Origin of the sequence: Caldinitratiruptor microaerophilus (assembly GCF_025999835.1) — a bacterium.
GTDB classification, from domain to species: domain Bacteria; phylum Bacillota; class Sulfobacillia; order Symbiobacteriales; family ZC4RG38; genus Caldinitratiruptor; species Caldinitratiruptor microaerophilus.
In genome coordinates this window covers 3,474,816-3,489,292 of record NZ_AP025628.1, presented here as the reverse complement: position 1 = coordinate 3,489,292, position 14,477 = coordinate 3,474,816, and the positions used below count along the sequence as shown (strand labels likewise).

The 14,477-nt window shown below is 67.0% G+C and carries 21 protein-coding genes and 1 tRNA gene; 4 read left to right on the top strand and 18 right to left on the bottom strand.

Annotation, left to right across the window (positions count from 1 at the left end):
- Positions 1 to 15: 15 nt before the first annotated feature.
- Positions 16 to 219, top strand: coding sequence for a ribbon-helix-helix domain-containing protein (locus caldi_RS16970; RefSeq protein ID WP_264842927.1), 204 nt, complete (start codon positions 16 to 18; stop codon positions 217 to 219).
- Positions 220 to 580: 361 nt separating this feature from the next.
- On the opposite strand, the gene caldi_RS16965 is transcribed toward caldi_RS16970, so the two are convergent.
- The 9 genes from caldi_RS16965 to caldi_RS16925 all read right to left on the bottom strand — a co-directional run bounded on the left by caldi_RS16965 (position 581) and on the right by caldi_RS16925 (position 6,127).
- Positions 581 to 2,578 (bottom strand): tape measure protein, encoded by a 1,998-nt coding sequence (locus caldi_RS16965; protein ID WP_264842926.1) that lies wholly within the window; start codon positions 2,576 to 2,578, stop codon positions 581 to 583.
- 4 nt (positions 2,579 to 2,582) lie between these two features.
- Positions 2,583 to 3,008: an HK97-gp10 family putative phage morphogenesis protein gene (locus caldi_RS16960; protein ID WP_264842925.1), complete on the bottom strand. Its 426-nt coding sequence runs from the start codon at positions 3,006 to 3,008 to the stop codon at positions 2,583 to 2,585.
- Entirely contained in the window at positions 3,005 to 3,268 is a 264-nt protein-coding gene (locus caldi_RS16955; protein ID WP_264842924.1) for a hypothetical protein, read from the bottom strand. Before caldi_RS16955 ends, caldi_RS16960 begins: the two co-directional genes overlap by 4 nt.
- Positions 3,269 to 3,325: 57 nt before the next feature.
- A complete protein-coding gene (locus caldi_RS16950; RefSeq protein WP_264842923.1) occupies positions 3,326 to 4,480 on the bottom strand; it encodes a phage major capsid protein in 1,155 nt (384 codons plus the stop codon).
- A 2-nt stretch (positions 4,481 to 4,482) separates the two neighbouring features.
- A complete protein-coding gene (locus caldi_RS16945) occupies positions 4,483 to 4,707 on the bottom strand; it encodes a hypothetical protein (protein ID WP_264842922.1) in 225 nt (74 codons plus the stop codon).
- A 177-nt stretch (positions 4,708 to 4,884) separates the two neighbouring features.
- Positions 4,885 to 5,124, bottom strand: a complete 240-nt coding sequence (locus tag caldi_RS16940; RefSeq protein ID WP_264842921.1) for a hypothetical protein — start codon at positions 5,122 to 5,124, stop codon at positions 4,885 to 4,887.
- A complete protein-coding gene (locus caldi_RS16935) occupies positions 5,090 to 5,314 on the bottom strand; it encodes a hypothetical protein (protein WP_264842920.1) in 225 nt (74 codons plus the stop codon). Before caldi_RS16935 ends, caldi_RS16940 begins: the two co-directional genes overlap by 35 nt.
- On the bottom strand, positions 5,292 to 5,660 hold the full coding sequence (locus caldi_RS16930) for a P27 family phage terminase small subunit (protein ID WP_264842919.1): 369 nt from the start codon (positions 5,658 to 5,660) through the stop codon (positions 5,292 to 5,294). The genes caldi_RS16935 and caldi_RS16930 overlap by 23 nt, the downstream gene beginning before the upstream one ends.
- On the bottom strand, positions 5,657 to 6,127 hold the full coding sequence (locus caldi_RS16925; protein WP_264842918.1) for a phage terminase small subunit P27 family: 471 nt from the start codon (positions 6,125 to 6,127) through the stop codon (positions 5,657 to 5,659). The genes caldi_RS16930 and caldi_RS16925 overlap by 4 nt, the downstream gene beginning before the upstream one ends.
- A 176-nt stretch (positions 6,128 to 6,303) precedes the next feature.
- Here caldi_RS16925 and caldi_RS16920 point away from each other — a divergent pair, with 176 nt between their 5' ends.
- Entirely contained in the window at positions 6,304 to 6,546 is a 243-nt protein-coding gene (locus tag caldi_RS16920; RefSeq protein WP_264842917.1) for a hypothetical protein, read from the top strand.
- Between the two features lie 40 nt (positions 6,547 to 6,586).
- Here caldi_RS16920 and caldi_RS16915 read toward each other — a convergent pair whose 3' ends face one another.
- The 7 genes from caldi_RS16915 to caldi_RS16885 form a co-directional block, all read right to left on the bottom strand.
- Positions 6,587 to 6,799 carry a hypothetical protein gene (locus caldi_RS16915; protein ID WP_264842916.1) on the bottom strand — a complete coding sequence of 71 codons (213 nt, stop codon included), beginning with the start codon at positions 6,797 to 6,799 and terminating at the stop codon, positions 6,587 to 6,589.
- Between the two features lie 3 nt (positions 6,800 to 6,802).
- Positions 6,803 to 6,934, bottom strand: coding sequence for a hypothetical protein (locus caldi_RS16910; protein ID WP_264842915.1), 132 nt, complete (start codon positions 6,932 to 6,934; stop codon positions 6,803 to 6,805).
- Positions 6,931 to 7,302 carry a hypothetical protein gene (locus caldi_RS16905; RefSeq protein WP_264842914.1) on the bottom strand — a complete coding sequence of 124 codons (372 nt, stop codon included), beginning with the start codon at positions 7,300 to 7,302 and terminating at the stop codon, positions 6,931 to 6,933. Before caldi_RS16905 ends, caldi_RS16910 begins: the two co-directional genes overlap by 4 nt.
- Before the next feature lie 4 nt (positions 7,303 to 7,306).
- A complete protein-coding gene (locus caldi_RS16900) occupies positions 7,307 to 7,636 on the bottom strand; it encodes a hypothetical protein (protein WP_264842913.1) in 330 nt (109 codons plus the stop codon).
- Entirely contained in the window at positions 7,633 to 7,830 is a 198-nt protein-coding gene (locus tag caldi_RS16895) for a hypothetical protein (RefSeq protein ID WP_264842912.1), read from the bottom strand. The genes caldi_RS16900 and caldi_RS16895 overlap by 4 nt, the downstream gene beginning before the upstream one ends.
- Positions 7,831 to 8,060: 230 nt before the next feature.
- Positions 8,061 to 10,028 (bottom strand): AAA family ATPase, encoded by a 1,968-nt coding sequence (locus tag caldi_RS16890; protein WP_264842911.1) that lies wholly within the window; start codon positions 10,026 to 10,028, stop codon positions 8,061 to 8,063.
- A gap of 53 nt (positions 10,029 to 10,081) precedes the next feature.
- On the bottom strand, positions 10,082 to 10,288 hold the full coding sequence (locus caldi_RS16885; RefSeq protein ID WP_264842910.1) for a helix-turn-helix domain-containing protein: 207 nt from the start codon (positions 10,286 to 10,288) through the stop codon (positions 10,082 to 10,084).
- A gap of 114 nt (positions 10,289 to 10,402) precedes the next feature.
- Between caldi_RS16885 and caldi_RS16880 the strand changes: the two genes are divergently transcribed.
- Both caldi_RS16880 and caldi_RS16875 read left to right on the top strand, forming a co-directional pair.
- A complete protein-coding gene (locus caldi_RS16880) occupies positions 10,403 to 11,401 on the top strand; it encodes a hypothetical protein (protein WP_264842909.1) in 999 nt (332 codons plus the stop codon).
- Positions 11,370 to 12,596, top strand: a complete 1,227-nt coding sequence (locus caldi_RS16875; RefSeq protein WP_264842908.1) for a site-specific integrase — start codon at positions 11,370 to 11,372, stop codon at positions 12,594 to 12,596. Before caldi_RS16880 ends, caldi_RS16875 begins: the two co-directional genes overlap by 32 nt.
- A gap of 140 nt (positions 12,597 to 12,736) precedes the next feature.
- On the opposite strand, the gene caldi_RS16870 is transcribed toward caldi_RS16875, so the two are convergent.
- Together caldi_RS16870 and caldi_RS16865 are read right to left on the bottom strand one after the other, a co-directional pair.
- Positions 12,737 to 12,811 (bottom strand) — tRNA-Val (locus tag caldi_RS16870).
- A 142-nt stretch (positions 12,812 to 12,953) separates the two neighbouring features.
- Complete coding sequence (locus caldi_RS16865; protein WP_264841566.1) at positions 12,954 to 14,417, bottom strand: ISLre2 family transposase; 1,464 nt, start codon at positions 14,415 to 14,417, stop codon at positions 12,954 to 12,956.
- Positions 14,418 to 14,477: the final 60 nt, after the last annotated feature.

Below are 14,477 nucleotides of genomic sequence, written 5' to 3'. Positions count from 1 at the left end.
GGAATCGCTATACTTGTGGCGGAGGTGTACAAGGTGGACGACGAGAAGTGGTCCAAGCTCATCGTGCGGTTGCCCCGGGAGTGGCACCGCCAGCTTCGCATCCTGGCCGCAGAACGGGAGACTACGTTGGCAGCCGTCGTCCTGGAGGCCCTGGAGCAGGTCCTGCGTGAAGCCGGCCGCCTGCCGAAGGACGAATCCGGGCCTCAGACGGGCCGGTAGGAATGGCAGAGATGGGAGCAGATGGTTTCCCCGGATTCCGTGGAAACCACCTCGCCGGGCGCGGTCAATCGATTTATCACGGTGCCCGAAACGTCCATGCGCGTTTACGGCCCCAGCCGTCCGCACACGATGCCCCGCCCGCCGTGGGCTCCCTGTAGAGCCCGCTTCCGAAGCGGCCTCCGCGGCGGGTCTTTGCGGAAGCGCGTGCGCCGGTACTCCGGGCTACCCCTGAGTCCAAGTCAGGGGTCTGCGCTGAACGCAGGCCCTTTCCCTCAGCAGTGCTGAGGGTGTTGCCGTTGGCAACAAGGGCGTCGCCACGGCCGACACCCAAAGGGGGTGCTCAGTATGCACCCCCTTCCCGTCACACTCCCGCCGGCCGCACCACCAGTTGTAGACCCCGACGCTGGCCCTCGGCGATGATGTGCGGCAGGATCAGCCGGGCGAACGCCGTGCCGTCGATGCGCAGGACAATCTCCTGTTGCTGGTTCCAGCCCCGTTCCTCGATGCGGTTCATCTGCCCGGCCAGCCGGTTGCCCTCGAACGTACCCCGCGCCACGGCCTCTTCGATGGCGGCGATCAGCCCGCCGCCGGCCGCCCCCGTGAGCGGGAGCACGGCCTCTGGGCCTCGCTCGCCGATCATCGCCAGCGTCGGGGCCGTCACGATACCGCCCTCCGCCAGGAACGGGATGAAGTCCCGCAGGGACCGCCACGAGATGCCGAAGTTCAGCTTGGGGATCTGAATTCCCATCGGCCCGGTCGCCCACTCGATCTCGAACCGGGGCAGCGGAATCCGGATGCTGGCGATCCCGTCGATCAGGGCCTTGATGAGGTTCTTCCCGGCGTCCAGCCAGGGCTTCACCTGGCCCTTGAGCCAGTCCAGGGCGGCGTTGAAGGCGTTCGAGATGCTCTCCTTCACCCGGCGCACCGGCTCAGCAATCGTGTCGTGGATGGCGTTCCACGCCGCCAGCGCGTAGCCCTTGATCCGCGTCCAGGTCGTGTCCAGGAAGTGCGTGATCCCGATCCAGATCTTCTCCGTCTCCGCGCGGACGAGGTCCCAGTTCTTCGCGATCGTGGCGATGAGCAGCCCGACGGGGCCGAGGAAGATGACCAGCAGCTCGTCCCACCACCTGGCGAAGAAGTCCTTGATCCCGTTCCACACGTTGGCCACGGTGCTGCGGATGCTCTCCCAGGTATCGGCGAGCCAGTCCCGGACACGGCCCACGACGCCCGTCGTGGCCTCCATCACACCCGACCACAGGTTCGAGAAGAACTCGGTGATGGGTCCCCAGTTCTTGATCACCAGGTAGGCCAGCCCGGCCAGGGCGGTCCCGGCTACCATGAACGGCAGGAGGGGCACCGTCGCGGCGATGAACCCGGCCGCCAGCGAGTACAGGGCGGGCACCAGGGCTCCGGCGATAGCCCCGGACACGAGGACGATGGTCGTCTCCATTTCGGGGGGGATCAGGTCGAGCAGCGCCTGCCGGACCCCCTTCGCCTGAATGGCGTCCGCCAGGGCTGTGAGCTGCTCGTTCAGCTTCGTCAGCACCCCGCCCAGGTCGAAAGCCTTGATGATCTCCTCGCCCACGGTGCGGAGGATCGAACTCATGTTGTCCTTCGCGGTGGACCACTGGCCGAGGATCGTTTGCGCCTGCTGCTGCATGGCGCCGCCGAAGTGCTGCGTCATCCCGTCGAGGATGGCCTGGATGCCAGTCCCGGCGTCGATGGCCCCCTTCTCGGCCATCTTCATCGCCTCCGGGATCGACACGCCGATCTGCGAGGCCAGCATCTCCCAGGCCGGGATGCCCAGTTCGGCGAGCTGCATCATCTCCTCCGCGCTGACCTTCCCCTTGGCCTGCATCTGGCCGAGGGCAAAGGTGACGCGGTCGATCTCTGCGGCACCGCCGCCGAGAGCCGCCACGGCGTCCCCGATCGCCGTCATCATGGGGATGACCTTCTGCGCGTCGAAGCCGAAGGCCAGGAGCTTCCGGCTGGCGTCCATGAGGCCCGGCAGCTCGAACGGGGTCTTGGCCGCGAAGTCGGAGAGGCCCTGGATGAAGTCCTGCGCCCGCTTGGCGTCGCCGAGGAGCGTCGTGAACGCCATGCGGCTTTGCTCCATCTCGGCCGCCATCTTCACGCCGGCGGCGCCGAGCCCTCCAATCGCCGCCGCCGCGGCGCCCACGGCCCCCATGAGCACGTTCGAGGCCGGCGTCGCCCGGTCGATGGCCGCCCGGATCGTGTCGAAGTGTTTCTGAGCCGCCGTCGCGACCCCGGCCACCTGGTCCTGCATCTGCTTCATCGCCGCCGTGAAGGCGTTCGTCTCCGCCACCACGGCCACGGTGAGGCTACCGATGTTCGCCACGATCTCACCCCTTTGCGGCCCGTTCGATGGCCGCCTTCAACTCGTCAGCGATGGCCTGCTTGGCCCGCTCCGCGCCCTCGTCCAGGGCCGGGCGGAGAAACGGATGCGGGGGGACGTGACCGACGACCTTCTTCTCGGCCTTGCGGGCGCCCCGGACGAGGGCGTGGCCGAACTCCACGAAGCGGCCGTAGAAACGGTCCTTGTCCGGCCCCACCCCGACCGTGACCTTGCCCGGGGCTTGCTCAAGCACCTCGGCCACGATGCTCCGCGCCAGATCGCCGGTCTTGCGCGGCGCCCGTCTGCTGGCCTCGGCCCGGATCACCTCGGCGCCCGCCTTGGCCGCCTCGGCCAGCACCTGGCCCTTGAGCTCGTCCGAGAGCCGGTCGAAGGCGCGAATCAGTTCCCTGGCGCCCTTGATCTCGGCCTTCACTGGCCACCCACCACCTGCGCGCGCAGTTCCCTCACCCTGGCGATGTCCGCCTCGAAGTCCCGGACATGCCCCTGCAGTTCGGTAATCAGCGCCTCCATCTTTGCGATAGAGCGCAGGCCCCGCTCTCGCATCCGCTCCAACTCCGTGAGTGCAGCGTCAAGCACGGCCAGCACCTCATCCCGGGGCCAGCCGTTCATCGACACGCCCTCGCCACGGAGAAGGGCCTTGACGGCTGCTTTGCCGCGTTTCGTCAGCGTCATGGCCTTCTACCCCCAATAGCATGGGCGGGGCGCCACGGAGACGCCCCGCCTCTCGAATCACGACACCTTCCCCCGGACGAACGCTTCCTCCAGGGCCGGGCCACCGTCGAACTCGCCGCGGGTCAGGTAGCCGGTCAGGTTCTGATCGGCCCAGAGCTGGCTCAGGACCTGGACGAAGACTGTCGGGCGCTCCGCGGTCCAGTACCAGTACCAGTCGCCGAGGACCACCACGTAGTTCCCCGTGGCGATCGTGTTCGGCGCGTACTCGCTCAGGATCACGGGGAAGCCCAGGAGCCGGTCCGGCTCACCGGCGCGGGTTGACTCCTTCCAGATCGGCTGCCCGGCCGTGTCCTTGATCTGGGCGATGGCCTTCGCCACGTCGCGATGCATCACCCAACGGGCTCGGGGCCAGTACGTCGCCTTCAGGGCGTACTTCATGGCCACGAGGCCGTCATAGGTGATGGCCCCCGTGCCCACGCTCACGTCCCGGGCGGTGGAGATGCCCTGCGAGGACGCGACGAACACGCCCAGCGGCTTCTGCACCCCGTCGCCAGTGAGATAAGCCCTCTCCAGGGCCATGGCGAGCTTCTCCGCCAGCACGGCCAGCACCACGTCTTCCGCCGCCAGGCTGGTCTGGAGGAGCTTGTTCGAGACCTTGAAGAACGCCGTCAGATCGTGGGGGCGGAGCTCCCGCTTGCCGAACACCACGCTGGTGTCCTCGGCGCCGATGCTGGTTTCGGGGGACCACACCGCATCGTCGCCGACATCGACCGTCGGGACGCCCAGACTGTACTCGTGCTCGAGGGGCCACGTCCGGACAAGGTTCCGGAGCGGGCTGACGCCGGCCATGATCACCTGGGCCTCGGCCAGCATGGTCGGGGGGATCAGGTATCCGCCGCGGGGGAACTCGCCGGCCGCCAGGGCGCGCTGGTCGGACTGGCCGAGCAGTTCGTTCCCCTGCACCAGGTACCGTGCGAAGGCGGCCCGGTACTCCGGCCCCAGGTTCAGGAGCCGCTTCTCCCGGAACTGCACCCGGGGCCGTGGGGCATCGTCTCCTCGGGCGACGGCCCGCAGCCGCTCCGCCTCAGCCATGAGCCCGTCCCATCGCCTCTGCTCGCTCTCGGTGAGGCCTCGCCCTTCCCGTTCGGCCGTTTCGATGATGGCGCGGGCCTGGGCCAGGACCTGTGCCCGCTGTTCTACCGCCGAAAGCACGCTCACACCTCCGTCATGTTCATGAGCCGCAGTCGCCGCGCCTGAAGGCTCGCAGGTACCTGCCGCCGCCGCCCGTCGTTCGCCTCAACCCGCCGGACCAGCTCCTCCACCACGAAGCCGAGCGCCCGAATCTGCGCCGCCAGCGCGGCATCGGCCAGGGCGGTCATCCCGCCGTAACGGTAGGCCAGCGGATGGGCCGCGAACTCGATGCCCTGCACGTTTCGCATGCTTGACACCCCCTCTCAACGCGAAGCGCCCGGGAAACATGGCAGGGGCGCAGTCCTGCCACGTCTCCCGGGCGCTCCAACGCGCTCCAGGATTTCGGCCCAGGCGTCAGCACCTCCAACGGCGCTCTCGGCCGGGCACGTCTTCTGGTTCAATGGTACCACGTTCCATTGCCGCCTTCAAGCCCAGCCCCCGCCGGCGGCCCGCCGCTTCGCCTTCCGGCGCAGCTCGCGCTCCCGCCGCTTCAGGGCGTCACGCTCGAGCTTCGCGTGGGCGTCCAGGATCGCCCGCAGCGCCTCCCGCTCCTCGTCGGTCATGGGCCGCCCCTGCTGGGTCACGTGTCCCAGGAGAAGGTGGTACGCCCGCAGAAGCGGCGGTGTGGTGTCAGACCTCAGCGGTCCACTCCGCGGCGTCGTCATCCTCGCCCCCCTCGGCTTCATCGCCCGCTTCGGCCGGTGCCTGGAGCCCCTCCGCGCCCTCGTCCGGTAGCGCGGTGCCCCCTCCTGGCGGGGCCACCTGGAATCGGCGCTTCAACTCGTCGCGCCGGCGGCGCAGCTCGTCCATCTCGGCCTTCAACTCGGCGGTGTCACTCGTCCGGTTCATCCCCATCGGAGGCATCCTCCCCTTCGGTATCGGTCTCGCCCACTCCCCCGGGCTCTTGTGTCCTCCGCCGAAGCCTTCGCCATCCCTTGTTCGTCCACACGATGCCCAGCCGGGCGCGTGAGGCAGGTGTCAGCCCATATTTCCTGGCGAAGGCCAGCATGACTTGACTGTCCTGCAGGAACGAGTCGTGTTCCCTGTGTTCCTGCATTCGAGCCACCGCCCAGCAATAGTCGGCGAGTTCTTCCGCTGATACTTGGTCGAGCGTGCCCAGGTCCCGCAGGAAGCGGAGTGTCCGCCACCAGACCTGCTGGGCCTCGCCGCTCAACCCCTCCGGCGGCGGCTGCGGCTTCATAGGTCCTTCCCCCGGTTCTTCCTCTGCCACAGGAACTCAAGGAAATCGTCCGCTTCGTCTTCCTGCTGCGGCAGGTCCAGCACCCCGCGGTCCGCCGGTGTCAGGCCGAAGCGTGCCGCCCACTTCTGCGCCGCGGCCCGGTATTCGCGGGCCAGTTGCGCTGCCGGGTTCTTCACCTTGCCACGCTCGCCATCCACGAGCAGGCCACGCTCCGAGATGTCTCGCTCGGCTTCTTTGAGCCGTGCCCAGCAAAGGCACAGATCGGCGAAGGCCGGCCCGTCTGTCTCAGTAAGCAGTCCGAGCCGCTCCAGCTTTGGTGCCATTTCCTTCCACAGCCGACGGGCTTCCTTCGGCAGTCCCTTGGGGCACGGCGGAGCCACCGGTCGGGGCTTAGGCTCGTTCTTCATCCGATCCGGTCGCGCCGTTCCCGACAGCACTTTCAGCGCCGTGGGCTTCCGCCGGGGCATGTCCACCACCTCCCGCAAAAATTGGATTTCGGTTGACGCCGCACACGCGGAGCCGCCCGCCCGGTCTCTGACAGACAGGTACCAGAAATTTACACCCCCCTACCCCCTCTCAGGAAGGAGCAGGAAACGCCTCGCCGAAGTCCCCCTCCAATACCGCTTGGGGAGGAATCGTACACGTGGAAAACCCGGTACCCGAGTCGTACGAGGAACTGTTCAAGAGAATCGCTGAAGGCCGGTATCATCACGGCATCAACGCACGCACGTTTGAGCATCAACTGCAGGTCAAGGTCGCGTACGACCAGATGACCGCCGCAGAAAAGCAGTCGAAAGCGATGATACGGGCGACGTGGGTGTTGGCAGTCGTGGGCGTCATCCAGCTCATCGTCACGGCCCTGAGCACCATAGGGCGTTGCGATTGACACTAGCACCAAGGGACAGCGGGGCACGCTTCACGCCTCCCTATGCCGCATCCGTCCCGTCCTCGCCACGCTGCTTCATCCGCTGCGCCACGGAGGGCACCGTTCCCCAGTAGGTCGGGTCCGCGTGCTCGGGGTGCAGCCGCAGGTACTCCCGCTTGGTCATGCCGTGCCTCAGCCGGACGTGGGCCTTCGTGAGCACGTCCACCGCCTGGCCGCACTCCCCGCACCGCAGCGTTGACCGCAGCAGCCCCATGGCTTAGGCCCTCCTCTCCCGCCGTCGCCTCGCCCACCGAACCACCGTCGCGACCGCCCACGCCCAGCCCACCAGGCTTTGCAGCACCGCTGCGGCCAGGGCAGCCGCCAACAGGGCCTCGAGGATCTGGTTCATGCTGCGCCGCCTCCTTTCCGCCGCCGCTGCCAGGCGTCCATCTTCTGCTGCTGCGGGCTCTTCCCACGGCCGCGCCGGCCTCCGCCCTTGCGCCTCGTCCCCACGTCTGCCCGGCTCACCGGCTCGGCCGCACGCGCCGCCTTCCGGGGCAACCAGGGTATCAGGGCATGGAGCGGGTCCGCCGGCGGGTCCGGCGGGTCGGGCCGCAGTGAGCCCACGGCCATGAGTTCCGTCACGTCGTCTCCCACCTCGCCTTCCGCCCCGAGCCACTCACCGTGGCCCTGCGGGCAGTCCCACCACCCCGGAGCCCGCCGCCGGAGCGGGCCGCCGCAGGTCGGGCAGTAGGGTGACTTCATCGGTGCCGCCATGGCTTCACTCGCCCGGCAGCCGCAGGCCGTCCCGGCTCACGAGGCCAACCCCGGCGCACGCCTTGCAGGCCCAGCCGTCCGGCGCCTTGCCTGAGCCGCCGCAGGCGTCGCACTGCCTCACCTCGCCGCGCGCCTTCGCCTCATCCAGGAGCCGGAACCGCCAGGCCAGCACCTCGTTTCGGAGGCCGTACGCGGAGTTCATCAGGATGTGCTCCCCGCCCCGCTCCAGCTCCTCGCAGGCCAGGTCGATGAACATGGCGGCGCCCTCCAGGCGTTGGGCCCGGGTGTACAGCGGCACCTCCTCGGGCCGGGCATTCAGCCGGCGGGGGCTCATGCGGCGCCGCCTCCCTTGGGAACCGGCCGGGCCACGATCTCCCCGTCACGGCTCCGGCACCGGGGGCACTGGCCTCGCCGCTCCTTCGCCCGGGCGCGCAGGGCCTTGGCCCGGGTCTCGGCGTAGCGCGCGTCGGGGACCAGTTCGAGCCGCACGACGTAGCCGCAGCCGTGGCAGATTCTGGCGACCTCCATGAGCACGGGTCACTCCCCCCCAACGGCAGACAGTTGCCGGATGGCCTCCGCGTCCCACCAGCAGTTCCAGACATGCCCGCACCGTTTGCAGCGATAGACCGCCTCGAGGGTCCGCCCAGCGTTGACCTCGCTCACCTCGAAGGGGAACGCAGCCGGGAAGCGGTTGCACCTTGGGCATAGGTCGGGCATTTGCCGGCGCAGGCATTCCGTCAGCGCCGGTGCGCTCATAGTCAGCCCTCCTCCTCGTCCTCCGGGGGCCAGGGTAGTTCGTCGTCATCGTCTGGAGCTAATTCCGACCTTTCGCTTGGCGGAAGGTTAACTGCAATTCCGGGTTCCGCAGTACCATTTCTCAAAGCCGCTTGCAGTGCCGGTTCCGCACTGCGGCGGTGCGGGCCCCTATAAGGGGCCCCGCACTCCGCAGTAACCGCAGTGCGGAACTGCGACCGCACTGCAACCGCAGTATCCGCAGTAAACCTTACGGCTTCCGAACCTTTGTTGGTTAGCCGGTACCGCTTGCCGTCCTTGACGATGTAGCCGGCATCCAGAAGGGCCCTTCTGGCGTCGTAGAACGTCCGGTCGGGCAGGGCCACAACCCGCATGATGTCCTTCAGCGAGGCCCCCTCGCCGATGTCCAGGACACGGATGGCATCCAGAATCTTCTTCTGGCTCGCAGTGAATGCCGCCCGCTCCAGGTCCCGGCGCCGGTCGTCCTCGGTGTCGAACCGGACCACGCACGAGCGCCGCTCCTCGTCCAGTTCCACCGCCTGTAGGCGCAGCGGCAGGGCCGGGAACGGCTCGGCGTCTTTCTGCTTCGTGCAGGACAGGGTGATGGCGCCCTCGTCGTCCGTAAGCTCGATCATGGTGTCTGCCGCCGCACGAAGCGCGCTCGACCCCCGCTCCTGCGTCCCCTGCTTGCCGCTGTGGTGGACGATGAGGACGGCGGCGCCGGTCTCGTGCCGGATGCGGTCCACCCCGGCGTTCGCCAGACCCACGTCCCGGGCGGAGTTCTCGTCTCCCCCCACCATGCAGCGGGCCAAGGTGTCCACCACCACCAGGACGGGCGGGGACGGCAGGAGCCGGAGCGTGCGGATGAACTCCTTCACGTCGTCCGTGGACATGAGGTTGACGGGCTCGGTGAGGAAGTGCACCCGGCCTGCGGTCTCCCGGCCGTATACAGCCTTCCACGCCCGCAGACGGTCGCCCAGGCCGGCGCTGCCCTCGGCGGCCACGTACACGACAGGCCCGGGCATGGTCTCGTACCCCATCCAGCCCTTCCCCGTCGCCACGGACAAGGCCCAGTCCAGGGCGATGAAACTCTTCCCGCTCCCGCTCGGGCCGTACAGTACGGCATGGCTTCCGGCCACGATGTGGTTCTCGATGAGCCACCGCGGCCGCGGAAGGGCCTCGATCTCCTCCGCCGACCGCAGGACGAACCTGGGCTTGTCCTCGTAGACGGGCGCCGTCTGCCGCACCAGTTCCAGCAGTTCGTCTGCGCTGTGGCCCTGGGCGAACCAGTCCGAGACGTCTCCCTTCTCCGGAAGGCCCGGGAGCTCGATCAGCCGCACGGAGGCCGCAACGCCCCGAAGCGAGGCTACCACCCGGGCCGCATGGTCCCGACCGGGCTGGTCGTTATCCGGCAGGACCACGACATGCCGGCCCTTCAGGTGCTCGGCGTACTCCGGTTGCCATTTCCCGGCGCCCATGACGTTGCACGTCGCCACAAGGCCCCGGGAGCGGAGGGCCTCAACATCCTTCTCGCCCTCGGGGACGAAAACGGGCTTCGATGGGTCCGCCGCCAGCAGTTCGGGCAGCCGGTAGAGGACCCGGCGCACGCCTTCGAGGTTCCAGACGTAGCCGCCCTTACCGTCCGGGCGCCGCTGACGGAAGTCCTTCGGCCGGAACCGGACCACCTCATAGAGGAGCCGACCCTTCTCGTCCCGGTAGGGGTAAGTCGCCACGACCTCCCGGCCGTCTCGCCGCCGTGGCGTCTCCAGGCCCAGGTGCTCGGCCAGTGCGCGGACAGTACCCCTCCGGCCGCACGACTCCGCATGGCAGCGGAACCCCCGTTCGGGGTGGAGGCTCAGGCTGGCGTGCTTGTCGTCGTGGAAGGGGCAACGGGCGCTGTAGTTGCCGGAGGCGTCCGGACCCTTGACGCCGCGAAGAGCGGAGAGGATGGCCGGAAAGAGGTCGTCGGTCACCCCCGCCACACCTCCCGCGCGAACGCCTGGATGGTCCTGAGCTTCTGCACCCGTCACGCCCCCAACTGCGTGATCTCGCCCCGCATGATCCGCGCGATCAGCTCATCGACGGCGCGCGCCGGGACAAGCACCTTGTGCCCGACCCGCACGGAGGGGAGAACCTTGGCCCGAATGAGCCCGTAGGCAGTGTCACGGCCAATCCCCAGCTTGCGTGCGACGGCCGGCGCATTCAGCAACAGGGCTTCTTCGGTGCGGTTCAACACGTCCGGCCCCCTTGTAGCACGGTTTCGTCTTGCGTGCTTCCTGGGCAGCATGATACAGTACAGGTAGTCACGCAGGAAGCATGACAACCAGTGACGCGGGAGGAAAATTTCATGCTGGGGGATGAACTGCAAGAGCGGCCACGCCCTGGGCTTTTTGCCGGAGAGGGCCTCTGGCCCAAACACACCCGGTATGAAATCGTAAGTGTTAATGGCTGGCCATACGTACGGCCTGCCGCAGAAGCCACGATCACTTGGTATAGGCCGCTTGAACATCCGCGTGATTTCTTGCGTGACTTTCTCGCCATGGTGGGGGAGGTACAACGGACGCAGGAAGAGCTGGCGGCCATCAGCGCTGCAGCGAACGACGACGAAGCCGTCCGGCGCCTCATGCAGCGGCAGGATACAGCAAAGGCGAAGGCAGTTCTCCGCTTCGCAGACAGGTATGGCCTTCTTGGAATTTTTCACCATTATATTAGCTATGACCACTACATTCCTCGCGAACACTCCGAGTCGGGCGGCGAGGAACTCGTCCTCTACCTGCAGCCCGGCTCTATCTACCCTTTTGGTCTTGCGGTGCCATATGTGAAGTACGCGAAGCGGTTTTTTCCTGACGGCGAACCACCGCCTGTAGGAACAAACTGGTTCTCCGACTCTTTTCTTCACGGGTACAGCGAGTCGATCCAGGATATCCGATACGCGACGAATTGGTTATGGCATGACGTTCGGCTTTGGGAAACGTTCCGCCGCGGGGGTTTTACACCGGAAGATGAGGCACCGAGTGGGGTGCCATGGAAGTGGGAGTTGCGGGGAATCACTGCCGGGCCGATTCAGGTTGGGTTGGTTTTCAACGGCAAATTGCAACTCAACTGGGAGTTTAAGTCCCTGATTCAGGCCGCCCAAGTCATGCTCCTGATCAACATGACAACAGAAGAGCAACAAGTCAGGCTTTGCGAGTTGCCGACGTGCGGTGCGCCCTATATCGCCGTGCACCCGGCCCAAAAAACGTGTAGCCCCCGGCATGCCGCCGTTCTGAGGCAACGCCGGAAGCGCGCAGAGGACCGCAAGAGGAGGGAACAACATGCCCAGGAAACCGGCCCCCAGGAAGGATAAGGCCGGCAACGGTGAAGGCTCCGTCTGGTATCACGAGAAGCGGAAACGCTGGTACTGCGAACTGACCATCGGCTGGGAACAAGTCATAGGCCCCGACGGAAAGCCCGTCCTGGACGAGAACGGGGTGCCAAAGACACGGCGGAAGGTGGCGCGGTTCTCCGATCCGCTGAAGACGAAGGTCGTGGACTGGAAGTTGGAAACCTTGCAGAAGATCCGGGAAGGCACCCTAGTTGAGCCGTCCCGGGAGACACTGGGGCAGTTCCTGGCCCGATGGCTCGAAACCACGGTCGCCCACGAGGTGAAGGCCACCACGCTCCAGAACTACCAGGATATTGTGCGGGCTTACATCGCCCCGCACATCGGCGCCGTTCCGCTCCAAAAAATCACGCCGCCACAGGTGCAGGGCCTCTATCATACCCTCCTGGGCGCTGGCAAGAGCCCCCGCACGGTGGCCCTCGTTCACGCCGTCCTCCATAAGGCGTTGCGACAGGCCGTAGAATGGGGGCTCCTGGCCCGCAACCCCATCGACGCGGTGAAGAAGCCCCGGGTGGAGCGGAAGGAAGCTGCCGCCCTCACACCGGAGCAAGTGGCGCAATTCCTCGAAGCGGCCCGGGACGACCGACTGCACGCCCTGTTCACTCTTGCGGTATATACCGGCCTCCGCCAGGGTGAACTCTTTGGCCTTCGCTGGCGGGATATCGACCTCGAAGCGGGTACCGTCACCGTGGCTCAGAATCTCCAGTGGATCGGCGGAAAGCCCGTGTTCTCCACCCCAAAGACCCGGACCTCCCGGCGGACCATCGACCTGGCGGAGCCTGCCGTCGCCGCCCTGAAGCAGTGGCGAATCGAGCAGGCCCGGGAACTCCTCAAGATCGGGCTGCGCGAACCCGAATTGGTGTTCACGACAGAGATTGGCACGCCTCTCAACCCGTCGAACGTCCGGAACCGCCACCTCCCGGAGATCCTGGCGAAAGCTGGACTGCCGAAGATCCGGTTCCACGACCTGCGGCACACCTTCGTCACGAACATGATCGACGCCGGGGTCGATCTGAAGACGGTCAGCGAACTTGCCGGGCATTCCCAGGTCCAGGTGACGGCCGACATCTACCGGCACGTGTTCCGCCGGCAAAAGAAAGACGCCGTGGAGAGGCTTGGCGCACTCTTCACGGCGGCTCAAAAGAAGAACCGGGCTTGAAATTGACCGAACCGGCCCCGGGAAACGACCCGGGGCCAAACCTTTTGCGGCGGGTTCCCGACCGGAGGAGCCGTTACTGACCGGTTACTGACAGACCCCAGTTCCTTACATCTTCAGATCCCGGAAACCCGCTTCCAGACTGGTGGGCGTGCCAGGGATCGAACCTGGGACCTCTTGAATGTGAGTCAAGCGCTCTCCCGCTGAGCTACACGCCCGCTCACCACACCGTCCGGGGCGCCGGCCCCGACGAGCAAGATGGATTATAGCACGCCGGGAGGCAGATCGCAACGGCCCCGAGACGCGCGGCCGTGTCAAGCTTCGGTAGGTGACCCGACAAGGCCCGAATTTTTTGGTTCGTTATGCACTCCGCGGCAGCGCCCTCACAAGCTCACGTAGCACGTACTTGACCCACGGCGAGCCGGCAGCTGGTCCGCTGAGCGCCGGCAGGTTCACCCGCAGCCATGCCTCCGGATCATTCAGTTCCCCGGGCTGCACCCGAATCGCCGTCGAGCCGGTTGCCTGGCGCAACACCTCCGACTGCATCGGCCAGGCCTGCCGCCCCATCACCGCCAATTCCCCGTTCGCCCGGGCCGCCAGCAGCCGCACCAGATGGTCCGCTCCCCTGTCACTCCACTGCGCTCCATGGCGCTTCATCCGTCGGGCGACATGGTGGAACACCTGCCCCTCAATGGTGCCCAAACTGTCTGCGGCCCCGGAACGGCAGATGCCGTCCCAGTTCTCCTGCAGGTACTTCCGCAGCCCTGCCACACGCTTGCGCTGCGCCCCACGACTGGCCCGCTCGGCCGTCGCCAGCACCTGCTCCACCTGGCTCCAGTCCTTGACCTTCAGGGCCTCCACCGCCTTCCGGTAGGCCTCCTCGTCATGCGACAGACCCTCCAGCAGCGCCCGGCGGAGGTGGAACGGGTCCAGCTGGTACCTCGCTCCGGCAAACGTCCCCGCCCACTGCTTCACCCACGGGGCACCGTCGCCGCCCACCACCACGTCCTGTACCGCACTCAGATCCCACTTGCTGCCGAAATCCGCATACGTCTGCTCCGAGAAGACCTCCGCACTGGCCAAGCCTGCGGTCACCCGGCGCTCTACCAGTTGCCACCGGTTTTGCCCGACTTGCTCTTTGCCCTCATAGCCGACCGCCAGCTTCAGCCCCAGGTGCCTGTGGGCTCCCCGGGGACCACGGCCTTGGACCACCACCTCGTCCACCTCAATCCGCAACCGCTCGGTCCGCCGCTGCCCCGCCGGCACCTCGCCACGGTCGAACACTGCACGGCGCTGCGCTTCGGCTTGCTCCACCCGTACAGCGCCCACCTCCTGGACCTCACGCCAGACGCTCATCGCTCGGACATCCATGCCCCCCAGCGTGAGCTTCGCCAGCACCGCCGCCGCCCGGTGGTACGGCATCTCCGCGGCCATCGCCACCGCCAGTTCTGTGGCCCACGGCGACAGCCGCTGGCGGGCTGTCCACCCCAGCGCCTCGTCCAGCAGGAAATGGCCTTCCCCGCTCTGACGGTCCCGGTAGTACCGCCGCCGCACCTGCACCTTCCCAAACGGCGTCACGATCGTCCGCGGCTTGCTGTGCACCAACTCATATCGCGCCGCGTCCCGCCGGCGCATCAGCTCGTCGTCCAGCCGGTGCAACGCCAGCACCAGCGCCCGTCGCGCCACCTCCTGCACCAGCCGGAAGATCCCCTTCTCCAGTTCCATGAAGTCGTGGCGGGTCCGCAGCAACTCCGAGATCCCATGCACCAGCAGCAGGATTAGGTCCATGATCTCACGAACTAGCCACATCGAGACCTCACCCATTACCAGGCCTTGTCGGGATGGTTGCTACCGCAACCTACCAGGTGAGGTCTCATTCTTTGT